This is a genomic window from Mesorhizobium sp., from assembly GCF_004963255.1.
Classification (GTDB): Bacteria; Pseudomonadota; Alphaproteobacteria; order Rhizobiales; family Rhizobiaceae; genus Mesorhizobium.
Map to the genome: position 1 here is coordinate 158903 of NZ_SUGA01000007.1, position 21767 is coordinate 180669.

Here is a 21767-nt window from a genome sequence, read left to right on the forward strand (position 1 = left end):
CAAGGGCTCTTCAGCCCGGAACGCCGGCAGGCTCACGCAACGCTAACCCACGGCGCCCGCTCCGCCATCGCGCGGAGCATTCCAGGAGAAACAATGTCAGTAGCTAATCCGTCTCGCGACGATTTCGCGAGCATGCTCGAAGAATCATTCACCGCCGGCCATTCCGGCGAGGGCCAGGTTGTCCGGGGCACGATCACCGCGATCGAAAAGGACATGGCCATCATCGATGTCGGCCTCAAGGTCGAAGGCCGCGTGCCGCTGAAGGAATTCGGCGCCAAGGGCAAGGACTCCTCCCTCAAGGTCGGCGACACCGTCGAGGTCTATGTCGAGCGCATCGAGAACGCGCTTGGCGAAGCCATGCTGTCGCGCGAGAAGGCTCGCCGCGAGGAGAGCTGGGTGCGCCTCGAGGAGAAGTTCACCAAGGGTGAGCGCGTCGAAGGCGTCATCTTCAACCAGGTCAAGGGCGGCTTCACCGTCGACCTCGACGGCGCCGTTGCGTTCCTGCCGCGCAGCCAGGTCGATATCCGCCCGATCCGCGACGTCACCCCGCTGATGCACAACCCGCAGCCCTTCGAGATCCTCAAGATGGATCGCCGCCGCGGCAACATCGTGGTGTCGCGCCGCACCGTGCTCGAGGAGAGCCGCGCCGAACAGCGTTCGGAAATCGTGCAGAATCTCGAGGAAGGCCAGGTGGTCGAAGGCGTGGTCAAGAACATCACCGACTACGGTGCGTTCGTCGACCTCGGCGGCATCGACGGCCTGCTGCATGTCACCGACATGGCATGGCGCCGCGTCAACCATCCGACCGAGATCCTCAACATCGGCCAGACGGTCAAGGTGCAGATCATCCGCATCAACCAAGAAACCCACCGCATCTCGCTCGGCATGAAGCAGCTCGAGTCGGATCCGTGGTCGGATATCGGCACCAAGTTCCCGATCGGCAAGAAGATCAAGGGCACCGTCACCAACATCACCGACTACGGCGCGTTCGTCGAGCTGGAGCCGGGTATCGAGGGCCTCATCCACGTTTCGGAAATGTCGTGGACGAAGAAGAACGTGCACCCCGGCAAGATCCTGTCGACGACCCAGGAAGTCGACGTGGTCGTGCTCGAGGTCGATCCGGCCAAGCGCCGCATCTCGCTCGGTCTCAAGCAGACGCTTGAGAACCCGTGGGAAGCCTTCGCGCGCAACCATCCGGTCGGCAGCCAGGTCGAGGGCGAGGTCAAGAACAAGACCGAGTTCGGCCTGTTCATCGGCCTGGAAGGCGATGTGGACGGCATGGTGCACCTGTCCGACCTCGACTGGACCCGTCCGGGCGAGCAGGTCATCGAAGAGTACAATCGCGGCGACATGGTCAAGGCGCAGGTGCTCGACGTCGACATCGAGAAGGAACGCATCTCGCTCGGCATCAAGCAGCTGGCTCGTGACACGGTCGGCGAAGCGGCCAATAGCGGCGAGCTGCGCAAGAACGCCGTCGTCACCTGCGAGGTCATCGGCGTGAAGGATGGCGGTCTGGACGTGCGGCTGGTCGACAGCGGCATCGAGACCTTCATCAAGCGCTCCGACCTTTCGCGCGACCGCGACGAGCAGCGCCCTGAGCGCTTCACCGTCGGCCAGAAGGTCGATGCCCGCGTCATCGCCTTCGACAAGAAGACCCGCAAGCTGCAGGTCTCGATCAAGGCGCTGGAAATCGCCGAGGAAAAGGAAGCGGTCGCCCAGTACGGCTCGACCGACTCCGGCGCGTCGCTCGGCGACATCCTGGGCGCGGCGCTGAAGAAGCAGGGCAACTAAGCCAAGCTTCCTGTCGAACAACAAACCCCGCCGGATCGCTCCGGCGGGGTTTTTCTTTTCTAGGACGTCGCTGAATTCAGGCCCTGCCGTAGAGCGGGACCAGCGTGCCGCTCATGGCCTGGTTTGCGGGCGAGGCAAGGTAAGCGATCGCTTCCGCAGCTGCTTCAAGGCTGACCCATTTGGCGAAATCGGCGTCTGGCATGGCTTCGCGGTTGGCCTGCGTGTCGAGCGTCGAAGGGGCCACGGCGTTGACCAGGATGCCCTTGTGCTTCAACTCTTCGGCCATCGCCACCGTCATTGCCGCGACCGCGGCCTTGCTCGCAGTATAAGCGACCATGCCCGAACCCTTGCGCGGTTCCAGGCCGGCGCGCGCGGTGACGTTGACGATGCGGCCGGCCGTGTCGGACGCCAGCATCGAGCGCACCGCGGCGCGGCTGCACAGGAAGGTCGTGCGGGCGTTGGTGTCCATCATTTCGGCGAAGGAGGCCGACTCGATCTTTTCGACCGGCGCCATGGTGAAGCCGCCGGCAAGGTGGATGGAGGCCCAGAGCGCGGGCACCTGATGGTAGAAGGCTTCGACCTTGGCCGAATCCGACAGGTCGACATTGTGCGCCAGATGCACGCTGGCGTGGGCTGCGTAGGGAAAATGCGGCGGGGCCGCCGCGTGGGCATTGGGCACGTGGCAGATCGCGCCTTGCTCCAGCAATCTGCCGACAACCGCGCCGCCGAGCGCCCCAGTGCCGCCCGTGATCACGACATGCCTGCCGTTAAGCGTTTCCGTCATACTTTGACTGCTCCTGTCTTTTTTTTATGATTATAACTTGGGTTATGCCGCCCCAGGCTCGAACGTCGCTCCTTTCGCGCTGTCACTCAATTGAAATATCGACATGGCTGGCGCAGCGTCTTTGCATGTGTGGGGGGTCGTGGCCGGTGACGACAATTGCCGGCCGCCGTCACCGTCCGGGCGACGGCCGCACCAGCCTTTCAGTCGACGGTGATTTCGATGACGCGCGGCTTGCCGGCCGCCCGCGCGCGCTTCAGCGCCCCTCCCAGATCAGCGGCGCCGGCCAGTCGCTCGGCCGCGATGCCGTAGGCCTCGGCGAGCTTGCAGAAATCCGGCGGCGCCGGCGACACACCGACCGGCTCGACACCGACATCGAGCATCGAGGTTTCGATCTCGCGATAGCCGCGATTGTTCCAGACGACGAAGATCACCGGCGTCTCGGCATCGAGCGCGGCGCCGATCTCCGGCAGGGTGAACTGGAAACCGCCATCGCCGGTGAGGCACACCACGGGCGCTTGCGGAACGGCAAGCGCCGCACCGATCGCCGCCGGCGGACCATAGCCCAGCGCGCCGAAGCCGGTCGCGGCGTTGAACCAGCCGCCGGGGCGATCATGGTCGTAGTAGAGGTTGGCGGCATAGATCGGCTGGGTCGAATCGCCGACGATGATGGCGCCCGGCAGTGCATCGCGGATCGTCTCCACCGCGCGCACCTGCGCCAGGTATTCCGGCTTCAGTTCGGCCCGCGCGGTCTTTCGCGCGGCGGCCGCACGGGCTTCGCCGTCTTTGGCCGCAAGGTGACCGGGCCCGATTGCCGACAGCAGAGCCTCTATCCCCTCTCCGCAATCTGCCTGGATGCCGACCGCCACCGGCCGGCGCGCGATCTGGTCGGCGCCGATGTCGATACGGATCAGGTTGTTCGGCAGCACAAAGCCGCCGTCGCCATAGCCGTCATAGTCGGTCGGGCCGAATTCGGTGCCGGCGGCGATCACCAGATCGGCGTCCGCCATCAGCGCGCGCACCGCCTTGAGGCTGGGGCTCGCCGGCACGCAGAGCGGATGGCCATGCAGCAGGCCGCGCGCATTGGTGGTCTCGACCACGGGAGCGCCGAGCGCCTCGGCCAGGCGTCGCAACGCCGCGTCGGCCTTCCTGGCGCCGCCGCCCGCCAGGATCAGCGGCCGGCGTGCCGCCTTGATCAACGTCGCCGCCTCGGCGACTGCCGCCGCGCCCGGCGCCGGCGGCGCGGCATTGCTCAGCGCGGCCGCAATGCTGTCGGCGGGTTTCACCATGACATCGGTGGGGATTTCGATGTGGACCGGTCCCGGCCGTGCCGACGAGAACAGCGCGAAGGCGCGGGCAAGCGCGGCCGGCAGCTGCTCGGCCTCGGTCACACGCTCGGAAGACAGCGCGACCTTTTCCATCATGCCGCGCTGGTCGGGCAGCTCATGCAGGAAGCCGAGCCCCTTGCCCAGCGTATCGGTGGCGTTGACGCCGGAGATGACCAGCATCGGCACGGAATCGGCGCGCGCCTGGCCCATGGCGGTGATGGTGTTGGTCAGCCCCGGTCCGGTGATGACGAAGGCGACGCCCGGCCGGCCGCCGGCGCGCGCATAGCCGTCGGCCATGAAGCCGGCGCCCTGCTCGTGGCGCGGCGTGACATGACGGATCTTCGAACGCGCCAGGCCGCGATAGAGCTCGACCGTATGCACGCCCGGAATGCCGAAGACGGTGTCGACGCCATGCGCCTCAAGCAAGGTGATCAGCGCTTCGCCAACGGTGGTCATCAATTTCCTCCTATTCCGGCGCGAGGCCGAGCTCGGCCTCTATGGCTTTGATGCCGATCGCCGCCAATTCGCCAGGCTCGAACATCTCGCCGGCCAGGCAGCCTTCGATCCAGAGCCCGTCGATGATCGCGTTGATGGCGATGGCATGGTGGCGCAGTTCGCTTGCGTCCGGCTTGCGCCGTTCGGCGGCCAGCACTTCGGCCACGACTGCTTCCACCTCGTTGCGAAAACCGAGATAGCCTTCGCGGTGAGCGCGGGCGAGCGTCGGATCGGCGCCGGCACGGCCGATGAAGGTCGCCCAGAGCGAAAACACCCGTTGGTCGATGATCGGTGCGTTGAGATTGGCGGTGACGAAGGCGGCAAGACGCTGGCGCGGCGAGGCGTCTTCCATGAGTAATGCCGCTTTCGCCTGCTCGGTCATGCGGCCCATCAATGCCGCATAGGCTTCCTGCAGCAAGTCCTCCTTGCCGGGGAAATAGTGGCGGATCAGCCCGGCGGTGACGCCGGCGCGCAAGGCGATGATGCGCACGGTGGCGCCCTCGAGGCCATGTTCCGCCACGCTGTCCAGGGTCGCGTCGATCAGGTCCTGCCGCCGCCGCTCCTCGCCCTCGCGGCGGAACTTGCGGCGCGCATTCATTGGCGCAGGATCGGCCGCGTCAGGCATGTCGGGCCGCCTTCGCAGGCGATGCAGAGCGCATCCGCCTCGAAGATTTCGACCGTGCAGCCGGCGGCTTCCATCGCGGCTTTGGTCTTGGGAAAGCCGGCCACGGCAATGACCTTCAATGGACTGGTCGGCAGCACATTCAGGCTGAGACCGCCAGAGGCGGCGAACTCTTGCGCATCGCCTTCGACCAGGCGGATGCCGCGCGCTTTCAGCATCTGGTAGAACGGGGCCGGCAGAAGCGGCGAATAGACCAGCGCGAGGTCGTCGGCCAGCGGGCTGATCACCGACATCAGATGCAGGCAGGCCTCTTCGCCCTGCCACAGCGGCAGGTCGAAGCCGTAGACGGAAATGCCGAGCGGCGTCAGCAGGTTGGCAACCTGCTGGATGCCTTGCTGGTTGGTGCGCACGCCGCGCCCGATCGCCAGCGTGCGGGCATCGACCCATACACAGTCACCGCCTTCGACCTGGCCGGGCGCCTCGACGCGGCCAAGGACCGGAATGCCCAGCCTTCTATAGGTTTCCTCATGCAGCGAAGGCTCTTTGGCGCGCAACGGCTTGCCCATCGACAGGATCAGCGCGCCGCGGTCGGTCATCAGCGACGGGTCATGAGTGAACACCGAATCCGCGAGACCGTCGGCCTTGTCCTCGATCCATTCGATTTCGGCGCCGGAAGCCGACACCAGCTCGGCAAGGAGCGCATGCTGCATTGCTGCTTTCGCCGGGTCGAAACCCGGGCCATAGTGCCAGGCGGCCCTGTCGGCGCCGCGCATGGCGTTGGCCGCCGAACGCATCAGCACGCGCCGCAACGGCGCCGCCATGGACTGTGATCCGAAAGCGCTCATCGATGCCCTTCTAAGATGAAAAAAAGCGGAAAAATTTCATGAAAGGCTATTTATACACTTGCACAACAACGCCGCAAGTGCCGTAATGAGCGGGATTGACGGGCTCGCGCTGTCGGGTCCATGCTGAAATCTGGAGCGGCAGTACAGCGTATGTTGATTAGCCGGATGGACGTTCGACGACCTGCCTTCGACCATAGAGAGGTCGCCCGGTGAGCGTGGCAGACGCTGCCCCAGTCCAATCCGGCAAGGCGCAAAGCGCCGCCGCCGAAGCCATCCATGTCGAGAACCTGCACAAGAAATTCGGCCAGTTGCATGTGCTGAAGGGCGTTTCGCTGTCGGCGCGCGACGGCGAGGTGGTCGCAATCATCGGCGGCTCCGGTTCCGGCAAATCGACGCTGTTGCGCTGCATCAACTGCCTTGAGAATCCGACCAGCGGCGTCATCCGCGTCAATGGCGAGGAGATCAAGCTCAAAGCCGACAGCCACGGCCATACCGTTCCGGCCGACCGCCGGCAGATCGAGCGGATCCGCTCACGGCTCGGCATGGTGTTCCAGAATTTCAACCTGTGGAGCCATATGACGCTGATCGAGAACGTCATCGAGGTTCCGGTGCATGTGCTGGGCGTCAAGCGCGACGAAGCGATCGCCCAAGCCGAGAAGCTGCTCGCCCGCGTCGGGCTGGCGGAGAAGCGCGACGTCTATCCGGCCTTCCTGTCCGGCGGCCAGCAGCAACGCGCCGCGATCGCCCGGGCGCTGGCGATCAATCCGCGAGTCATGCTGTTCGATGAGCCGACGTCGGCGCTCGATCCGGAGCTGGTCGGCGAGGTGCTGAAGGTGATCGGCGACCTGGCGCGCGAGGGGCGCACCATGGTGCTGGTGACGCATGAAATGAAGTTCGCCCGCGAGGTCGCGACGCATGTCGTCTACCTCTACAACGGGCTGGTCGAGGAGGAAGGTCCGCCGGAACAGCTGTTCGGCGCGCCGAAATCCGAAAGGCTCAAACAATTCCTCCGCAATGTCGGCTAGGAGGCTGGCATCAAGCGGAGCGAAAAACCGGGAACAACAACAAACTGGGAGTCCTGACATGAAGACTGTTCTCAAGACCTTCGCTGCCGCGCTGCTTCTCGGCGTCGCGGCGATGGGTGGCGTGGCCAAGGCCGAGCAAGTCAAGATCGGCGTCGCCGCTGAGCCTTACCCGCCCTTCACCTCGCCCGACGCCAGCGGCAAATGGGTCGGATGGGAGATCGACTTCATCGACGCCGTCTGCGCCGAAGAGAAGCTCGACTGCGTCATCACGCCGGTCGCCTGGGACGGCATCATTCCGGCGCTGACCACCAAGAAGATCGACCTTATCGTCTCCTCGATGTCGATCACCGCCGAACGCGAGAAGACGATCGACTTCTCGGACAAGTACTATAACACTCCAACCGCCATCATCGGGCCGAAGGACCAGAAATTTGGCGCAACGCCCGACGACCTCAAGGGCAAGGTGATCGGCGTGCAGGTGTCGACGGTGCATGCCGTCTACGCCAAGAAGCACTTCACCGGCGCGCAGGAGATCAAGGAATACCAGACGCAGGACGAAGCCAACAACGATCTGGCCGCCGGTCGTCTCGATGCGGTGCAGGCCGACTCGATCGCGCTCGGCGAATTCCTGAAGTCCGACCAGGGCAAGGCCTGCTGCGATCTCAAGGGCATGGTGGCCCCGGACGACGAAGTGCTTGGACCGGGCGTCGGCGCCGGCGTGCGCAAGGAAGACACCGCGCTCAAGGAAAAGATCAATGCCGGCATCAAGGCGATCCGCTCCAACGGCAAATATGACGAGATCTCGAAGAAGTATTTCGACTTCGACATCTATGGCGGCGCGCCGCAGTCGAACTGAACCCTCTCGCAAATGAGTGAGGGCATGGCGTACGCGCCATGCCCGATCCTTGCCACGCACGCCTGCCGCCGGCCTCGACGCCAGCGGCTAGAGCAATTCCAGGAAAAGTGTGAGCGGTTTTCCGTCCGGAATTGCGTGAAACAAAGAAATAGAGTGGTTCGCCGTTTCCGTGAAACGGCGAACCACTCTAGACAGCAATCCGGGGGCGAAGCTGATCGACGCCTTTCTTCCGGCCTCCGCGGCCGGCATTTTCGAACTCCTGTCACCCGTGGCGCCCGGCTGGGGCGCCACGCTGCTGGTCGGGTTGCTGCATTCGCTCGAGATCGCCATCGGCGCCACCTGCCTTGGCCTGCTGATCGGCACCGCCGGCGCGTTCGGCAAGCTCTACGGCGGGCCGGTGACGCGCGATCTGCTCGCCGTCTACACCACGGTGGTGCGCGCGGTGCCGGAGCTGGTGCTGATCCTGCTGCTCTATTATGCCGGCACCGACCTCATCAACCAGGTGCTGGCGGCGATGGGCTACAGCCGTGTCGACATCAGCGGGCTGGCGGCCGGCATTTTCGTGCTGGGTTTCGTCCAGGGCGCCTATTCGACCGAAGTCATCCGCGGCGCCATCCTCGCCATCCCGCAGGGCCAGATCGAGGCCGCCCGCGCCTATGGCATGCCGCCCGGGCTGATGCTGAGGCGCATCACGATCCCGGCGATGCTGCCTTTCGCCATACCCGGCCTTGCCAATCTGTGGCTGATCGCCACCAAGGACACCGCGCTGCTCGCCGTCGTCGGCTTCTTCGAGCTGACACTGGCGACGCGCCAGGCAGCCGGTGTCACCAAGGCCTATCTGCTCTTCTACGTCGCCGCCGGCGTGCTTTACCTGGCGGTGACACTCTTCTCCAACCTGATCATCGGCCGGGTCGAGGCCTGGTCGCGGCGCGGCATGCCTTCCGTCAAGGAGGCGCGCTGATGCCAGCCGAAGCCACCGCGATCAACATGGCGGCGCGCGCCTCGATCTGGCTCAAGCCGCACCGCATCGTGCTCATCCTGATCGCCTTGGCGCTGGTGCTCTGCGCGGCCTTCTTCATGCGCTGGGACTGGCTGCCGCAATATTGGGAAATGGGCCTGATGGGCATCTGGCGGGCGCTCTGGATCCTTGCCGTCACCTGCGCGCTGGGCTTTGCGCTCGCCGTGCCGCTCGGGCTCGCCCAGGCCGGCGGACCGATCTGGTTCTCGGCGCCGGCCAAGGTCTTCTGCACCGTCATCCGCGGAACGCCACTGCTCCTGCAGCTTTGGCTGCTCTATTACGGCCTCGGCTCGATCTTTCCGCAATATCCGTGGATCCGCGAATCCTGGCTCTGGCCGTATCTCAGACAGGCCTGGCCCTATGCCGTGGTGGCGCTGACCTTCTCCTTCGCCGGCTATGAGGGCGAAGTGATGCGCGGCGCCTTCGCCGGCGTGCCGCGCGGACAGCTGGAGGCCGCCCGCGCCTTCGGCATGAGCCGCTGGAAAATCTTCCGCCGCATCTGGCTGCCACAGGCCTTCTACCGGGCGCTGCCGACCTTGACCGGCGAAACGGTGCTGCAGTTGAAATCGACACCGCTTGTGGCGACCATCAGTGTCATCGACATCTTCGCCGTCTCCTCCAAGGTGCGGCAGGACACCTACCTGACCTACGAGCCTTTGCTGCTCCTGGCGCTGATCTATATGACGATCACCGGCATCCTGGTCTTCGTCTTCAGCCGGATCGAGGCGCGGATTCCGGTGAAGATCGGTTAGCGAATAGTGAGTAGCGAATAGCGAGTAGTTTCTTTATCTCCCCCCACTCGCTATTCCCTATTCGCTACTCGCTACAGGGCAAATCCGATGCAACTTACTCTCGATCAGGCAACAGGCCTATGCCGGATGGCGGCGCTCGGCGCGGGCGCCAATGAGGAGGCGGCGCAGTCGCTGACCGCTTCGATCATCGCAGCCGAAGCCGAGGGCCTGTCGACCGTCGGCCTGTCGCATTTCATCGACTATCTGGAGGCGCTCGAAGCCGGCCGCATCGACGGCAATGCCGATCCGGTGATCACAAGGCCGGCGCTCGCCGTCTACCTCTCCGACGCGCGCGGCGGGCTTGCCCATACCGGCTTCGACCGCACGATTGACGACCTGGTCAAGGCGGCAAAACTGTTCGGCGTGTCGATCTTCTCGCAGAAGAACGCCTATACATGCGGCGCGCTCGGCTATTTCACCGGGCGGCTGGCCGAACAGGGGCTGGTGTCCTTCGCCGCCACCAACGGACCGGCGGTGCTTGCCGGCTCAGGCTCGGTCAAGCCGGTCTATTGCACCAACCCGATGTCCTTCGCCTCGCCGGCCGCCGACGGGCCGCCGCTGGTCATCGACCAGTCGTCGAGCGCGACAGCCTTCGTCAACATCCGCAAGGCGGCCGAGGACGGCAAGAAAATCCCCGAAGGCTGGGCGCTCGATGCCAGCGGCAATCCGACCACCGATCCGGCGGCGGCGATGAAGGGCGCGATGCTCGCCTTCGGCGGCCAGCGCGGCGCCAACATCGCTTTGATGGTCGAGGTGCTGGCCGCCGGCATTTCCGGCGCCAACTGGTCGCTCGACGCGCCCTGGTTCACCGGCGGACCGGACAGCCCTGGCACCGGCCTTTTCGTTCTGGCCATCGAGCCCAAGCTGCTCGATCCGGATTTCGAGCAGCGCATGAAGGACCAGCTCGACCGGCTGCGGCGGCGTTATGGCGTGCATATTCCCGGACGCTCGCGCGCCGAAGCCGCGGAGAAGGCAAAGGCGCGTGGCATCACCACGTCCAGGGCGGTTGTGCAGCGCATTTCGGAATTCGCCGAGCGTTACTCGGCCTGATTTTTCCAACGCTATTGAACCTTTTCCCGACCTGACGCGACCCATATCCGGCGCCCCTCGCCGCGAGCCGCCTGGTTGGCTTCGTTCGGCTCGCGGTTGGCGGCGCCGCGCCGGGCGTTCAGGGCGGGGGCGGGCGTGCTTGCTTCACGCCACCTTGATACCGTCTCAGGTCAGGCCGCCTCGTTGGACCCTGTTTCGGCGTGGAACTGCCCGGAAAACCCCGCTTCGGCGGGGTTTTCTGTTTTCTTTCAAACGCGGCGGAGCGGCATTCCGGGCAAGTTCAAAAACAGGGCAATGGCGACTTCCGGTCGCTCTTTGCCTTTGGCGAGAAACGGATTAAGAAACGGCTTCAGCCAAGCATTCGCGCGGAGCCCGTCATGACCGAAATTCTGCAGACCCCCAAGCTCGTCGTCGTCTTCGGCGGCTCGGGCTTCGTCGGTCGCCATGTCGTCCGCGCCCTTGCCAAGCGCGGCTACCGCATCCGGGTCGCCTGCCGGCGGCCCGACCTTGCCGGCCACGTCCAGCCGCTCGGCAATGTCGGCCAGATCCAGCCGGTGCAGGCCAATGTGCGCGTGCGCTGGTCGGTCGACCGCGCCGTGCAGGGCGCCGACCATGTCGTCAACCTGGTCGCCATCCTGCATCAGACCGGCCGCCAGAAATTCGGCGCCGTGCACGATTTCGGTGCGCGCGCCGTCGCCGAGGCCGCACGCTCGGTCGGCGCCGGCCTCACCCACATCTCGGCGCTCGGCGCCGATCTCAATTCGCCATCCGACTATGCCCGCACCAAGGCGCTCGGCGAAAAGGCGGTGTTCGATACGATCGCCGACGCCGTCATCTTCCGCCCGTCGATCAATTTCGGGCCGGAGGACTCCTTCTTCAACCGCTTCGCCAACATGGCGCGCTACTCTCCGGTGCTGCCGCTGATCGGCGGCGGACAGAACAAGTTCCAGCCGGTCTATGTCGGCGACGTCGCCGAAGCGGTGGCGCGCTCGGTCGACGGCAAGGTCAAGGGCGGCCAGGTCTATGAGCTCGGCGGCCCGCAGGTGCTGACCTTCAAGGAATGCATGGAAGAGCTGCTGACGGTCATCGAACGCCGCCGCCTCCTGGTGCCGGTGCCGTGGTGGGTGGCCAACATCCAGGCGTCGATCCTGCAGCTGCTGCCCAATCCGCTCCTGACCAAGGACCAGGTGCTGCAGCTGCGCGAGCACAATGTCGTTTCGGACGAAGCCGCCAAGGCCGCCAGGACGCTGACCGGCCTGGGCATCCAGCCGCAGGCGATCGCCACCATCCTGCCCAGCTATCTCTGGCGCTTCCGCGCCGCCGGCCAGTTCCAGCAGCGCCGGCCGATCGCCGACCGGTAACCGTGTCTCTTTGTTTTACGCAATTCCGGACGGAAAACCGCTTCACACTTTTCCTGGAATTGCTCTGATCAGCCCCGGCGCGAGACCTGCATCGGCAGGCCGCCCTGCGGCTGCGTGGTGAGTTTCTGCACCGGCCATGGCTTGGTGTCGGAGGTCACGTCGAAGCGGAAGCGCGACAATAGGATCGCCAGCGCGATGATCGCTTCCTGCATGGCGAAGCTGGCGCCGATGCACACACGCGGACCGGCGCCGAAAGGCAGGTACTGGAAGCGGTCGATCTTGTCGCGGTTTTCCGGATGGAAGCGCTCGGGCATGAAGGCGTCCGGCCTGTCCCACAGCTTGCGGTGGCGATGCACGACCCAGGGCATCACCAGCACGGCGGCGTATTTCGGAATGTAGAGGCCGTTCCAGGTCTCCGGCTCGATCGGCTCGCGGTTGATCGAAGGCGCCGGCGGATAGAGCCTGAGCGCCTCCTCGAAAGCGGCACGGGTGAGCGGCATGGCATCCAGCCACTTGGTCGGATCGGGCTCGCGCGCCAGCACGGCGTCGATCTCCTGCTCGACCCTGTCGCGTTCCCAGGGCGCCTCGGCCAGGCAATAGATCGTCCAGCCCAGCGCTCGCGCCGTCGTCTCGTGGCCCGCGCCAATGAAGGTGATGATGTTGTCCTCGACTTCGGCGCGGGTCAGCCCGTCCGGCCCCTCGGCGCGCAGCAGAAGGGTGAGGAAATCCTGCGGCACGCCGTCAGGATCGCGCTTCATCCGTTCTTCGCGCATCCTCACCGTGCCGGCGACGATGTTGCGGAAGTAGGCCATGGTCTTGCGGCCGCGGATGCGGGTGAGGCGCGGCAGCCATTCCGGAGCGCGCAGCAGGTCGAGCGGGTCGACGCGGCCCATGGTCTCGAACAGGCGGTCGATCTCCTTGGCGAAGCTGCCCGGCTCGCCGGCGATCTCGCCGGAGAACAGCGTCTCGGCCAGGATGTCGTAGGTGAGCAGCGTCATGTCATGCGCGACATCGGTCATGCCGCCCGCTTCATAGCGGGTGACGAATTCCAGCGTGCGCTTCAGCATCGGCGGAGCGAAACCGAAGATGTGGCGTGGCGTGAACACCGGCGCCATCGCCTTGCGCGAGCGCTTCCAGACCTCGCCCTCGGCGGTCAGCAGCCCGTCGCGCAGGATCGGTCGCAGGATCAGCTGGCGCACCGTCGCCATCTTGTAGTTTTTGGCGTTGTCGATCAGCACGTGGCGGATGAGGCCGGGATCGTTGGCGACGATCAGATGTCCGCCGACGCCATTCGCCGAAATCCAGGGCTCGTTGTAGGTGTGCTCGCCCCACAATTCGAGCGGGTTGCGGTAGACGATGCGCATCATCTCCAGCGTCGAAGGCGGCTCAGTGCGCGGCTTTGGCGCCGGCGGCACGAAAGGGGCGGGCTTGGTGTCCATGAAGATGCTCCGCTGACAGCGGTGAATGTAGTGCCCGACAAGGCCGGCGTCCATGCGACCGGACGGCAGCACACTGCCGCGCCATCTCGCCGGAATGTGACCGGCATCAGCCAATAGCTGCTTGTTGCCGGCGGCAGCCTGCGTTAGTCACCAATGGATACCGCCAAGCAAGGAGTCCTCCCCGTGAAGCATCGTCTGAATATCATCATCGGCAGCACGCGGCCGGGACGCGCCGGCCCGATCTTCGGCGAATGGCTGGAAGGGTTCGCGCGCGAGCACGGCAAGTTCGAGCCGGCGCTGACCGACATCGCGGCGTTCCACCTGCCGATGCTCGACGAGCCGCACCATCCGCGCCTGCGCAAATATGAGTACGACCACACCAAGGCGTGGTCGAAGGCGATCGACGCCGCCGACGCCTTCGTGTTCGTGGCACCGGAGTATAATTACTTCGTGGCGCCCGCGATCGTGAACGCCGTCGACTATTTGCTGCATGAGTGGCGCTACAAGCCGGCGGCGATCTTCAGCTATGGCGGCGTGTCCGGCGGATTGCGCGCCGCGCAATCGCTGAAGCCGCTGCTCACCTCGGTCGGCGTCATGCCGATCCCGGAGGGGGTGGCGCTTCCGGCCTATGCGAGCCTGCTCGATGACAAGCGCGCCTATCATCCGAGCGAGCAGGTGCAGGGCGGCGCGAAGACGATGCTGGACGAGTTGTTCCGCTGGAGCGGGGCGCTGAAGACGCTGCGCGCGGCCGAATAGGCCCGAAAGCTTCCCAGGAAGGCAATTATCAGGCTGCGCTTAGGCGCGGCCTTTTGCGTTTCATCGATCCTTTTCGGCCGAACGCCGGGACCGTATCAGCGCGGGCGTGGAAGCACCTTGCCGCCAAGCCGGCAAAATGCCCGCAAACCTTGGAAAATCCGCCATTTGCGCCTATATCTAGGACATCAAAACGGCGCGATTCGCGGCCATTTTTCGGCGCCGGACCAGCGACATCAATCAGACAGGTTTTCATGAGCGATCAGACCGAAAGCGCCATTGGCGCGCAAGCCGAGTACGGCGCCGATTCCATCAAGGTTTTGAAGGGGTTGGACGCGGTGCGCAAGCGGCCGGGCATGTATATCGGCGACACAGACGACGGCTCGGGCCTGCATCACATGGTCTATGAGGTGGTGGACAACGCCATCGACGAGGCGCTGGCCGGCCACGCAGACCTCGTCTCGGTGACGCTCAACCCCGACGGTTCCGTCACCGTCATCGACAATGGCCGCGGGATTCCGACAGATATCCACCCCTCGGAGGGTGTTTCGGCGGCCGAAGTGATCATGACGCAGCTGCATGCCGGCGGCAAATTCGACCAGAACTCCTATAAAGTGTCCGGCGGCCTGCATGGCGTCGGCGTATCGGTGGTCAACGCGCTTTCCGCCTGGCTCAAGCTCAAGATCCGCCGCAACGGCGAGATCTTCGAGATGAGCTTCACGCATGGCAATGCCGACGCGCCGCTGAAGGTGACCGGCAGCTACGTGCAGGACAAGCAGCCCGGCACTTATGAAGGCCGCAGCGGCAGCGAGATCACTTTCTTCCCGTCGGCCGAGACCTTTACCATGGTCGAGTTCGACTACAACACGCTTGAGCACCGGCTGCGCGAGCTCGCCTTCCTCAATTCCGGCGTGCGCATCGTGCTGACCGACGCGCGCCATGCCGATCTGGTGCGCCATGAGCTGCATTATGACGGCGGGCTGGAGGAGTTCGTCAAATATCTCGACCGGGTGAAGAAGCCGCTGATCGAGGCGCCGATCGCCATCCGCGCCGAGCGCGACGGCATCACCGTCGAAGTCGCGATGTGGTGGAACGACAGCTACCACGAGAATGTGCTGGCCTTCACCAACAACATCCCGCAGCGCGACGGCGGCACACATCTGGCCGGCTTCCGCGCGGCGCTGACCAGGCAGATCACCGGCTATGGCGAGTCTTCCGGCCAGACCAAGAAGGAAAAGGTCTCGCTGACCGGCGACGACTGCCGCGAAGGCCTGACCGCTGTTCTCTCGGTCAAGGTGCCTGACCCGAAATTCTCCTCGCAGACCAAGGACAAGCTGGTCTCCTCCGAGGTTCGCCCGGTCGTGGAGAGCCTGGTCAACGAGGCGCTTGGCACCTGGCTGGAAGAACATCCGAGCGAAGGCAGGGTCGTGGTCGAGAAGGTGATCCAGGCGGCCGCGGCGCGCGAAGCCGCGCGCAAGGCGCGCGACATCACGCGCAAGAGCACGCTCGGCGTCACCTCGTTGCCCGGCAAGCTCGCCGACTGCCAGGAGCGCGACCCGGCCAAGTCGGAAATCTTCATCGTCGAGGGTGACTCGGCCGGCGGCTCGGCCAAGGGCGGGCGCTCGCGCCAGAACCAGGCGATCCTGCCGCTGCGCGGCAAGATCTTGAATGTGGAGCGCGCACGCTTCGACCGCATGCTCTCCTCCGACATGATCGGCACGCTGATCACCGCGCTCGGCACCTCGATCGGCAAGGACGAGTTCAACGCCGACAAGCTGCGCTATCACAAGATCATCCTGATGACGGACGCCGACGTCGACGGCGCCCACATCCGCACGCTGCTGCTCACCTTCTTCTTCCGGCAGATGCCGGAGCTGATCGAGCGCGGCCATCTCTACATCGCCCAGCCGCCGCTCTACAAAGTGACGCGGGGCAAGAGCTCGCAATATCTCAAGGACGAGAGCGCCTATGAGGAATATCTGATCGGCTCCGGGCTGGATGAGGCTTCGCTGGTGCTCGCCTCCGGCGAGGTGCGGACCGGGCAGGATCTGCGCAGCTCCGTCGACGACGCGCTGGCGGTGCGGCAGCTGATCAACGGGCTGCACACGCGCTACAACCGCAGCGTCGTCGAGCAGGCGGCGATCGCCGGCGCGCTCAATGCCGACGTGCTTGCCGATCTCGGCCGCGCCAACGCCATGGCCGAGCGCGTCGCGCAGCGGCTGGACATGATCGCCGAGGAGACCGAGCGCGGCTGGACCGGCCGGCTGTCGACCTCCAATGACGGCTCGGGCGGCTATGTCTTCGAGCGCACGGTGCGCGGCGTGAAGGATGTGGTGCAGCTCGATGCCGGGCTGATCGCTTCGGCCGACGCGCGCCAACTCGACCGCTACGCGCCGCGGCTTTCGGAAGTCTATGGCGAGCAGCCGACGCTGCGCCGCAAGGAGACCTCCGAGCTTGTTTCGGGGCCATTGGCGCTGCTCAACGCGGTGTTCGCTTCCGGCCGCAAGGGCCTCACCATGCAACGCTACAAGGGCCTTGGCGAGATGAATGCGGAGCAGCTCTGGGAAACCACGCTGGACCCGAATGTGCGCTCGCTGCTGCAGGTCAAAGTCAACGACGCGACCGACGCTGACTCGCTGTTCTCGCGGCTGATGGGCGACGAGGTGGAACCGCGGCGCGAGTTCATCCAGGACAACGCGCTCTCGGTGGCCAATCTGGATATCTGAGCGCACCTACACACTCAAAAAGAGAGGCCCGGCGTTTGCCGGGCCTTTCTTTTTGAAGCCTGCAATCAAGCTCAGTGGTCCATGGCCTTGACGATTTCCTCGGTCATCTTCTTGGCGTCGCCGAGCAGCATCATGGTGCCGTCCTTGTAGAAAAGCGTGTTGTCGATGCCGGCATAGCCGGAGCCGAGCGAGCGCTTGACGAAGAGGCAGGTGCGGGCCTTGTCGACGTCGAGGATCGGCATGCCGTAGATCGGCGAGGACTTGTCGTCGCGCGCGGACGGGTTGGTGACGTCGTTGGCGCCGATGACATAGGCGACGTCGGCCTGCGCGAACTCCGAGTTGATGTCCTCGAGCTCGAACACCTCGTCGTAAGGGACGTTGGCCTCTGCCAAAAGGACGTTCATGTGGCCAGGCATGCGGCCGGCGACGGGGTGGATGGCGTATTTGACCTCGACGCCGTTGGCCTTGAGCTTGTCGGCCATTTCGCGCAGCGCATGCTGCGCTTGGGCGACCGCCATCCCGTAGCCGGGCACGATGATGACCTTCTGCGCATTCATCATCAGATAGGCCGCGTCGTCGGCCGAGCCTTGCTTGACGGTGCGCTCGATGCCGTCGTCGGCAACGGCCGCCGTCTCGCCGCCGAAGCCGCCGAGGATGACCGAGATGAAGGAGCGGTTCATGCCCTTGCACATGATGTAGGACAGGATCGCGCCGGACGAGCCGACGAGCGCGCCGGTGATGATCAGCGCCAGGTTGCCGAGGGTGAAGCCAAGCGCCGCCGCCGCCCAGCCCGAATAGGAATTCAGCATCGACACCACGACCGGCATGTCGGCGCCGCCGATCGGGATGATCAACAGCACGCCGAGCACCAGCGAGGCCGCGACGATCAGCCAGAAGACGAGCTTGGACTCGGTGGTGACCAGAAGCACGATCAGCACCACCAGGGCGACGCCGAGGACGATGTTGATGAGGTGGCGGCCGCCGATCATGATCGGCTTGCCGGACATGCGGCCGTCGAGCTTGAGGAAGGCGATGACCGAGCCGGTGAAGGTGATGGCGCCGATGGCCACACCGAGGCTCATCTCGACCAGCGCCTGGGCGTGGATGTCGCCCGCCGTGCCGATGCCAAAACTTTCCGGCGCGTAGATGGCGGCCGCGGCGACCATGACGGCGGCGAAGCCGACGAGCGAATGGAAGGCGGCGACCAGCTGCGGCATCGAGGTCATGGCGATGCGGCGCGCGGTGACGGCGCCGATGCCGCCGCCGATGGCGAGGCCCAGCACGATCAGGCCGAAGCGCCCGGCCGAGGGTGTCGCCAGCGCCAGCGTGGTGCAAAGAGCAATGCCCATGCCGATCATGCCGTAGAGATTGCCCTGGCGGCTGGTGGTCGGATGCGAGAGGCCGCGCAGCGCCAGGATGAACAGGATGCCGGAGACAAGATAGAGGAAGGAAGCGAGATTGACGGTCACGTCACTTTTCCTTCTTCTTGTACATGGCGAGCATGCGCTGGGTGACCAGGAAGCCGCCGAAGATATTGACCGAGACCAGCACCAGCGCGACGAAGCCGAAGCCCGCCGCAAGGCCGGAAGCGGCAATGCCGACGGCGAGCAGCGCGCCGACGACGATGACCGAGGAGATTGCGTTGGTGACGGCCATCAGCGGCGTGTGCAGCGCCGGGGTCACCGACCACACGACATAATAGCCGACGAAGATTGCCAGCACGAAGATGGCGAAGCGGAAGACGAAGGGATCGATGGCGCCGCCCGAGAGCGCATGCGCGGCGTTGCCGGCGGCCTCGGCGCCTGCAGGCGCGTTGGCAAGATCCTGCACCGCCAGCCGCACGGCGGCGGTCGCCTGGTCGAGTTGGTCGAGGGCTTTCTGCAAGGCGTCCATCACGCGGTCCCCTTAGGCTTGGCTGCGGCCTTCTTCCTTGCCGCCGGCTTCGCGGCGGCATCGGCAACCATGGTCGTCGCCGGAATGGCCGCCGGCGCGGTGCGCGGCTCCTCCACCGCCTTGGCGAAGGCAGGATGCACGACTTGGCCGCCATCGGTCAGCATCGTCGCCTTGACCAGTTCGTCGTCGCGCTTGATGGCGAGCGTCTTGGTCGTCTTGTCGACCATCGTCTCGAGGAAGGCGTAAAGGTTCTTGGCGTAGAGCAGCGAGGCCGAGGCCGCGACACGGCCAGGCACGTTGAGATGGCCGACGATCTTGACGCCGTTCCCGGTCGTCACGACCTTGCCGGGAACCGCGCCCTCGACATTGCCGCCGCGCTCGACCGCAAGATCGACGATCACCGAGCCCGGCTTCATCGAGGCGACCATGGCGGCAGAGACCAGCTTCGGCGCCGGCCGTCCTGGGATCAGCGCGGTGGTGATGACGATATCCTGCTTGGCGATGTGCTCGGCCGTCAGCGCCGCCTGCTTGGCCTGGTATTCCTTCGACATTTCCTTGGCATAGCCGCCGGCGGTCTCGGCCGCCTTGAACTCCTCGTCCTCGACCGCCAGGAACTTCGCGCCGAGCGACTGCACCTGCTCCTTCACCGCCGGGCGAACGTCGGTGGCGGTGACCACGGCGCCGAGACGGCGCGCGGTGGCGATCGCCTGCAGACCGGCGACGCCGACGCCCATGATGAAGGTCTTGGCCGCCGGCACGGTGCCAGCCGCCGTCATCATCATCGGCAATGCGCGATCATATTCGGCCGCGGCGTCGATCACCGCCTGGTAGCCGGCAAGGTTGGCCTGCGAGGACAGCACGTCCATCACCTGTGCGCGAGTGATGCGCGGCATGAATTCCATGGAAAAAGCGGTGATGCCGGCCTTGGCCATCGCGGCCACCGCGGCATCGTTGCCATAGGGGTCCATGATGGCGATGACGGCAGCACCCGGCTTGTAGCCCTTCAGCTCGGCATCGGTTGGCCGGCGCACTTTCAGCACCACGTCGGCCTTCTTGGCGTCGGCCGCCGTGCCGATCGCGGCACCCACCGCGGCAAAATCCTGGTCGGGGATGCGGGAGCCGAGACCGGCGCCCTTCTCGACGATCACGTCGAAGCCGAGGCCAGCCAGACGTTTGACCGTCTCCGGCGAGGCCGCGACGCGCGGCTCGTTCGGGTCAAGCTCACGAGGGATGAACACTATTTGTCCCACCGGACGATCCTTTCGGCTGGAACCTTGATTACGCAAGGCGTCGGCCGGACGTCCGGCGACGTCGAGGGCGATGGGCTTGGGAAGTCTACCGCAGAATGAGAGTGCCGATGGCCGTGATCAGGATGAACACGATGAGGCCCGAGAAGAAGCCGCCGACGAAGAAGCCGAAGGCCATGGCGATGAGGATGGCGGCGCAGACCAGCGAGCCGTATTTGGCAAGGCCGAGGAAGGCCTTATAGGTGCGGTCGTGCTCGGCATAGTCCATCTGCGCGCCAAGCTCGACCGGACCGGCGGGCGTGTGATCAGCCATGGAAGTACCCCTTCGAAAAAGCCTTTGAGGCACATAGCGAAAAGCCGAACCAAGAGCAATGGCGCTATTGCCGCACAGCCTGCGACAACAGCCTCAAATGAAAGTTGAAATCGAACGGCGCCCCCCCCCGCCCGCGCGGCAACGGGGACTTCAGCCGGCGAGTTGGGGAAAAAGGCCGAGCAGGCCGACAACGATCAGGTAAAGCGCGACGATGTAGTTGAGGAGCCGCGGCATCACCAGGATCAGCACGCCGGCGATCAGCGAGATCAGCGGCGTCAGCGCGATCGAATGAATGGTCATGTCGCGATCCTTTCATTTGGCAAGCGATCGCCCGTCAGACGGTTGCGGAGCTTGTCGTGACGTAATTCCGGCCGGAAAACCGCTCACACTTTCCTGGAATTGCTTGCTGACGCCGCAGCCGGCAGAAGGTTCATGGCCCGCGTTCAGGCAGCGGCGCGATAGTATTTAGCCGTCGGCACAATGGAGAGGGGCGTCAGCCGGTTGATGGCCGGATTGCCGAACATCAGCCGCTGCTCCATCGGCGTCGATCTGAAGAACGGCAATCGTTTGAGCGTCAGGCGCATGTTTTCGCCGGCCGGTATTTCGAACAGTGCGAGCGGGGGAAGAACGCCCGGAAATGCTTTAGCCTCTGTCCTCTGCACGGCCTGAAAGTAACGAACGTAAAAAGAGGAATGCTCCATCTTGACCGGCGTCAGCACCGAGTCCTGGCCGAAGTAGCAGGAGGCGACCATGGCGATCCTGAGCGTCAGGAAAGGCAGCACCCCCGGCGCCGGGGCGCTGTCTGGGTCGGCTGCGAAGCGGGTTCCGTCAATGAAGGTTTCGCCGCGGGCGAGCCGTGGAAGCAAGACTTCGGGATAGGCATCGACCGAAGGCGAGTATGGCTGCGCACTGGTAATGTAATGGAAACGCAGTGTGCTGACCAATTGGTCATAGCAATAGACACCGAACCGATAGGCGTTGGGTAGATTATCCCAGCGATCCTCGAACATCCCACTCGCGATCGGACCACACATACCTGAGCGCCGATAGGAATTGTAGCGGAGCCGATAGATCGCCTCCTGATCTTCACCCCCCGTGATGAGGCGATATTCGACATGATCCAGCAGTTCCATCATCGACCGGTTGAGCGCGGAGTCCATCCTCGCGCTGGCGTCGGCCGACGCACTCTTCCTCGCAGCATCCATTGTCAGTCCTCGAATTCCGCCTGCGACTAAGGCTATTCGAGTTGAAATGAGACACAAGCTGAAAATTCGATATTGCTGATTTACCTCTTGTTAACCTTAATGCCGGGCGCCCAATTTCGCTGATCATGCGCGAGAAAAGCAAATCCCGACGCGAGCGACCTCTAATGCCAACCGGTTATAATCGATGAAGTCATTTCGAATTCAGAGCTTCGAAAGCGCCGAGCATGC

General features: G+C 64.8%; 20 protein-coding genes. 9 read left to right on the forward strand and 11 right to left on the reverse strand.

What is annotated here, in order from left to right:
- Positions 1–93: 93 nt before the first annotated feature.
- On the forward strand, positions 94–1791 hold the full coding sequence (gene rpsA, locus E5X34_RS11045) for a 30S ribosomal protein S1 (RefSeq protein ID WP_040988866.1): 1698 nt from the start codon (positions 94–96) through the stop codon (positions 1789–1791).
- A 76-nt stretch (positions 1792–1867) separates the two neighbouring features.
- Here rpsA and E5X34_RS11050 read toward each other — a convergent pair whose 3' ends face one another.
- The 4 genes from E5X34_RS11050 to E5X34_RS11065 form a co-directional block, all read right to left on the reverse strand.
- Positions 1868–2575, reverse strand: coding sequence for an SDR family NAD(P)-dependent oxidoreductase (locus E5X34_RS11050; RefSeq protein ID WP_126063104.1), 708 nt, complete (start codon positions 2573–2575; stop codon positions 1868–1870).
- A gap of 200 nt (positions 2576–2775) precedes the next feature.
- On the reverse strand, positions 2776–4356 hold the full coding sequence (locus E5X34_RS11055) for a 5-guanidino-2-oxopentanoate decarboxylase (RefSeq protein WP_292564094.1): 1581 nt from the start codon (positions 4354–4356) through the stop codon (positions 2776–2778).
- A gap of 10 nt (positions 4357–4366) precedes the next feature.
- Entirely contained in the window at positions 4367–5020 is a 654-nt protein-coding gene (locus E5X34_RS11060) for a TetR family transcriptional regulator C-terminal domain-containing protein (protein ID WP_292564098.1), read from the reverse strand.
- Entirely contained in the window at positions 4990–5862 is an 873-nt protein-coding gene (locus E5X34_RS11065; protein ID WP_127866579.1) for a dimethylarginine dimethylaminohydrolase family protein, read from the reverse strand. Before E5X34_RS11065 ends, E5X34_RS11060 begins: the two co-directional genes overlap by 31 nt.
- A 209-nt stretch (positions 5863–6071) precedes the next feature.
- Between E5X34_RS11065 and E5X34_RS11070 the strand changes: the two genes are divergently transcribed.
- From E5X34_RS11070 to E5X34_RS11095, 6 genes are all read left to right on the forward strand, one after another.
- Positions 6072–6887 (forward strand): ABC transporter ATP-binding protein, encoded by an 816-nt coding sequence (locus E5X34_RS11070; protein ID WP_292564101.1) that lies wholly within the window; start codon positions 6072–6074, stop codon positions 6885–6887.
- A 58-nt stretch (positions 6888–6945) separates the two neighbouring features.
- On the forward strand, positions 6946–7743 hold the full coding sequence (locus E5X34_RS11075; RefSeq protein WP_127876393.1) for a transporter substrate-binding domain-containing protein: 798 nt from the start codon (positions 6946–6948) through the stop codon (positions 7741–7743).
- Between the two features lie 295 nt (positions 7744–8038).
- Complete coding sequence (locus tag E5X34_RS11080) at positions 8039–8704, forward strand: ABC transporter permease (RefSeq protein WP_292564188.1); 666 nt, start codon at positions 8039–8041, stop codon at positions 8702–8704.
- A complete protein-coding gene (locus tag E5X34_RS11085; protein WP_292564106.1) occupies positions 8704–9513 on the forward strand; it encodes an ABC transporter permease in 810 nt (269 codons plus the stop codon). The genes E5X34_RS11080 and E5X34_RS11085 overlap by 1 nt, the downstream gene beginning before the upstream one ends.
- Before the next feature lie 87 nt (positions 9514–9600).
- A complete protein-coding gene (locus E5X34_RS11090; protein ID WP_292564108.1) occupies positions 9601–10602 on the forward strand; it encodes an Ldh family oxidoreductase in 1002 nt (333 codons plus the stop codon).
- 377 nt (positions 10603–10979) lie between these two features.
- Positions 10980–11963, forward strand: a complete 984-nt coding sequence (locus tag E5X34_RS11095; RefSeq protein WP_292564110.1) for a complex I NDUFA9 subunit family protein — start codon at positions 10980–10982, stop codon at positions 11961–11963.
- Between the two features lie 68 nt (positions 11964–12031).
- Here E5X34_RS11095 and E5X34_RS11100 read toward each other — a convergent pair whose 3' ends face one another.
- Positions 12032–13402, reverse strand: coding sequence for a cytochrome P450 (locus tag E5X34_RS11100; protein WP_292564112.1), 1371 nt, complete (start codon positions 13400–13402; stop codon positions 12032–12034).
- Between the two features lie 183 nt (positions 13403–13585).
- Between E5X34_RS11100 and E5X34_RS11105 the strand changes: the two genes are divergently transcribed.
- Together E5X34_RS11105 and gyrB are read left to right on the forward strand one after the other, a co-directional pair.
- A complete protein-coding gene (locus E5X34_RS11105; RefSeq protein ID WP_292564114.1) occupies positions 13586–14158 on the forward strand; it encodes an NADPH-dependent FMN reductase in 573 nt (190 codons plus the stop codon).
- Positions 14159–14409: 251 nt separating this feature from the next.
- Positions 14410–16881 (forward strand): DNA topoisomerase (ATP-hydrolyzing) subunit B, encoded by a 2472-nt coding sequence (gene gyrB / locus E5X34_RS11110; RefSeq protein ID WP_042645171.1) that lies wholly within the window; start codon positions 14410–14412, stop codon positions 16879–16881.
- Between the two features lie 71 nt (positions 16882–16952).
- Here gyrB and E5X34_RS11115 read toward each other — a convergent pair whose 3' ends face one another.
- The 6 genes from E5X34_RS11115 to E5X34_RS11140 all read right to left on the reverse strand — a co-directional run bounded on the left by E5X34_RS11115 (position 16953) and on the right by E5X34_RS11140 (position 21539).
- Entirely contained in the window at positions 16953–18350 is a 1398-nt protein-coding gene (locus E5X34_RS11115; RefSeq protein ID WP_292564116.1) for an NAD(P)(+) transhydrogenase (Re/Si-specific) subunit beta, read from the reverse strand.
- 1 nt (position 18351) lies between these two features.
- Positions 18352–18774 carry a proton-translocating transhydrogenase family protein gene (locus E5X34_RS11120; protein WP_112128301.1) on the reverse strand — a complete coding sequence of 141 codons (423 nt, stop codon included), beginning with the start codon at positions 18772–18774 and terminating at the stop codon, positions 18352–18354.
- Complete coding sequence (locus E5X34_RS11125) at positions 18774–20024, reverse strand: Re/Si-specific NAD(P)(+) transhydrogenase subunit alpha (protein WP_292564118.1); 1251 nt, start codon at positions 20022–20024, stop codon at positions 18774–18776. Before E5X34_RS11125 ends, E5X34_RS11120 begins: the two co-directional genes overlap by 1 nt.
- Before the next feature lie 85 nt (positions 20025–20109).
- A complete protein-coding gene (locus E5X34_RS11130; RefSeq protein WP_042645175.1) occupies positions 20110–20334 on the reverse strand; it encodes an aa3-type cytochrome c oxidase subunit IV in 225 nt (74 codons plus the stop codon).
- A 150-nt stretch (positions 20335–20484) separates the two neighbouring features.
- Positions 20485–20634, reverse strand: a complete 150-nt coding sequence (locus tag E5X34_RS11135; RefSeq protein ID WP_082056395.1) for a DUF3096 domain-containing protein — start codon at positions 20632–20634, stop codon at positions 20485–20487.
- Between the two features lie 143 nt (positions 20635–20777).
- Entirely contained in the window at positions 20778–21539 is a 762-nt protein-coding gene (locus E5X34_RS11140) for a hypothetical protein (RefSeq protein ID WP_042645176.1), read from the reverse strand.
- Positions 21540–21767 lie beyond the last annotated feature (228 nt).

Excerpts from the sequence above, each read along its gene's own strand:
- rpsA (WP_040988866.1), top strand. The coding sequence starts at position 94 with ATGTCAGTAGCTAATCCGTCTCGCGACGATTTCGCGAGCATGCTCGAA.
- E5X34_RS11050 (WP_126063104.1), bottom strand. The coding sequence starts at position 2,575 with ATGACGGAAACGCTTAACGGCAGGCATGTCGTGATCACGGGCGGCACT.
- E5X34_RS11055 (WP_292564094.1), bottom strand. The coding sequence starts at position 4,356 with ATGACCACCGTTGGCGAAGCGCTGATCACCTTGCTTGAGGCGCATGGC.
- E5X34_RS11060 (WP_292564098.1), bottom strand. The coding sequence starts at position 5,020 with ATGCCTGACGCGGCCGATCCTGCGCCAATGAATGCGCGCCGCAAGTTC.
- E5X34_RS11065 (WP_127866579.1), bottom strand. The coding sequence starts at position 5,862 with ATGAGCGCTTTCGGATCACAGTCCATGGCGGCGCCGTTGCGGCGCGTG.
- E5X34_RS11075 (WP_127876393.1), top strand. The coding sequence starts at position 6,946 with ATGAAGACTGTTCTCAAGACCTTCGCTGCCGCGCTGCTTCTCGGCGTC.
- E5X34_RS11085 (WP_292564106.1), top strand. The coding sequence starts at position 8,704 with ATGCCAGCCGAAGCCACCGCGATCAACATGGCGGCGCGCGCCTCGATC.
- E5X34_RS11090 (WP_292564108.1), top strand. The coding sequence starts at position 9,601 with ATGCAACTTACTCTCGATCAGGCAACAGGCCTATGCCGGATGGCGGCG.
- E5X34_RS11095 (WP_292564110.1), top strand. The coding sequence starts at position 10,980 with ATGACCGAAATTCTGCAGACCCCCAAGCTCGTCGTCGTCTTCGGCGGC.
- E5X34_RS11100 (WP_292564112.1), bottom strand. The coding sequence starts at position 13,402 with ATGGACACCAAGCCCGCCCCTTTCGTGCCGCCGGCGCCAAAGCCGCGC.
- gyrB (WP_042645171.1), top strand. The coding sequence starts at position 14,410 with ATGAGCGATCAGACCGAAAGCGCCATTGGCGCGCAAGCCGAGTACGGC.
- E5X34_RS11120 (WP_112128301.1), bottom strand. The coding sequence starts at position 18,774 with ATGGACGCCTTGCAGAAAGCCCTCGACCAACTCGACCAGGCGACCGCC.
- E5X34_RS11130 (WP_042645175.1), bottom strand. The coding sequence starts at position 20,334 with ATGGCTGATCACACGCCCGCCGGTCCGGTCGAGCTTGGCGCGCAGATG.
- E5X34_RS11135 (WP_082056395.1), bottom strand. The coding sequence starts at position 20,634 with ATGACCATTCATTCGATCGCGCTGACGCCGCTGATCTCGCTGATCGCC.
- E5X34_RS11140 (WP_042645176.1), bottom strand. The coding sequence starts at position 21,539 with ATGGATGCTGCGAGGAAGAGTGCGTCGGCCGACGCCAGCGCGAGGATG.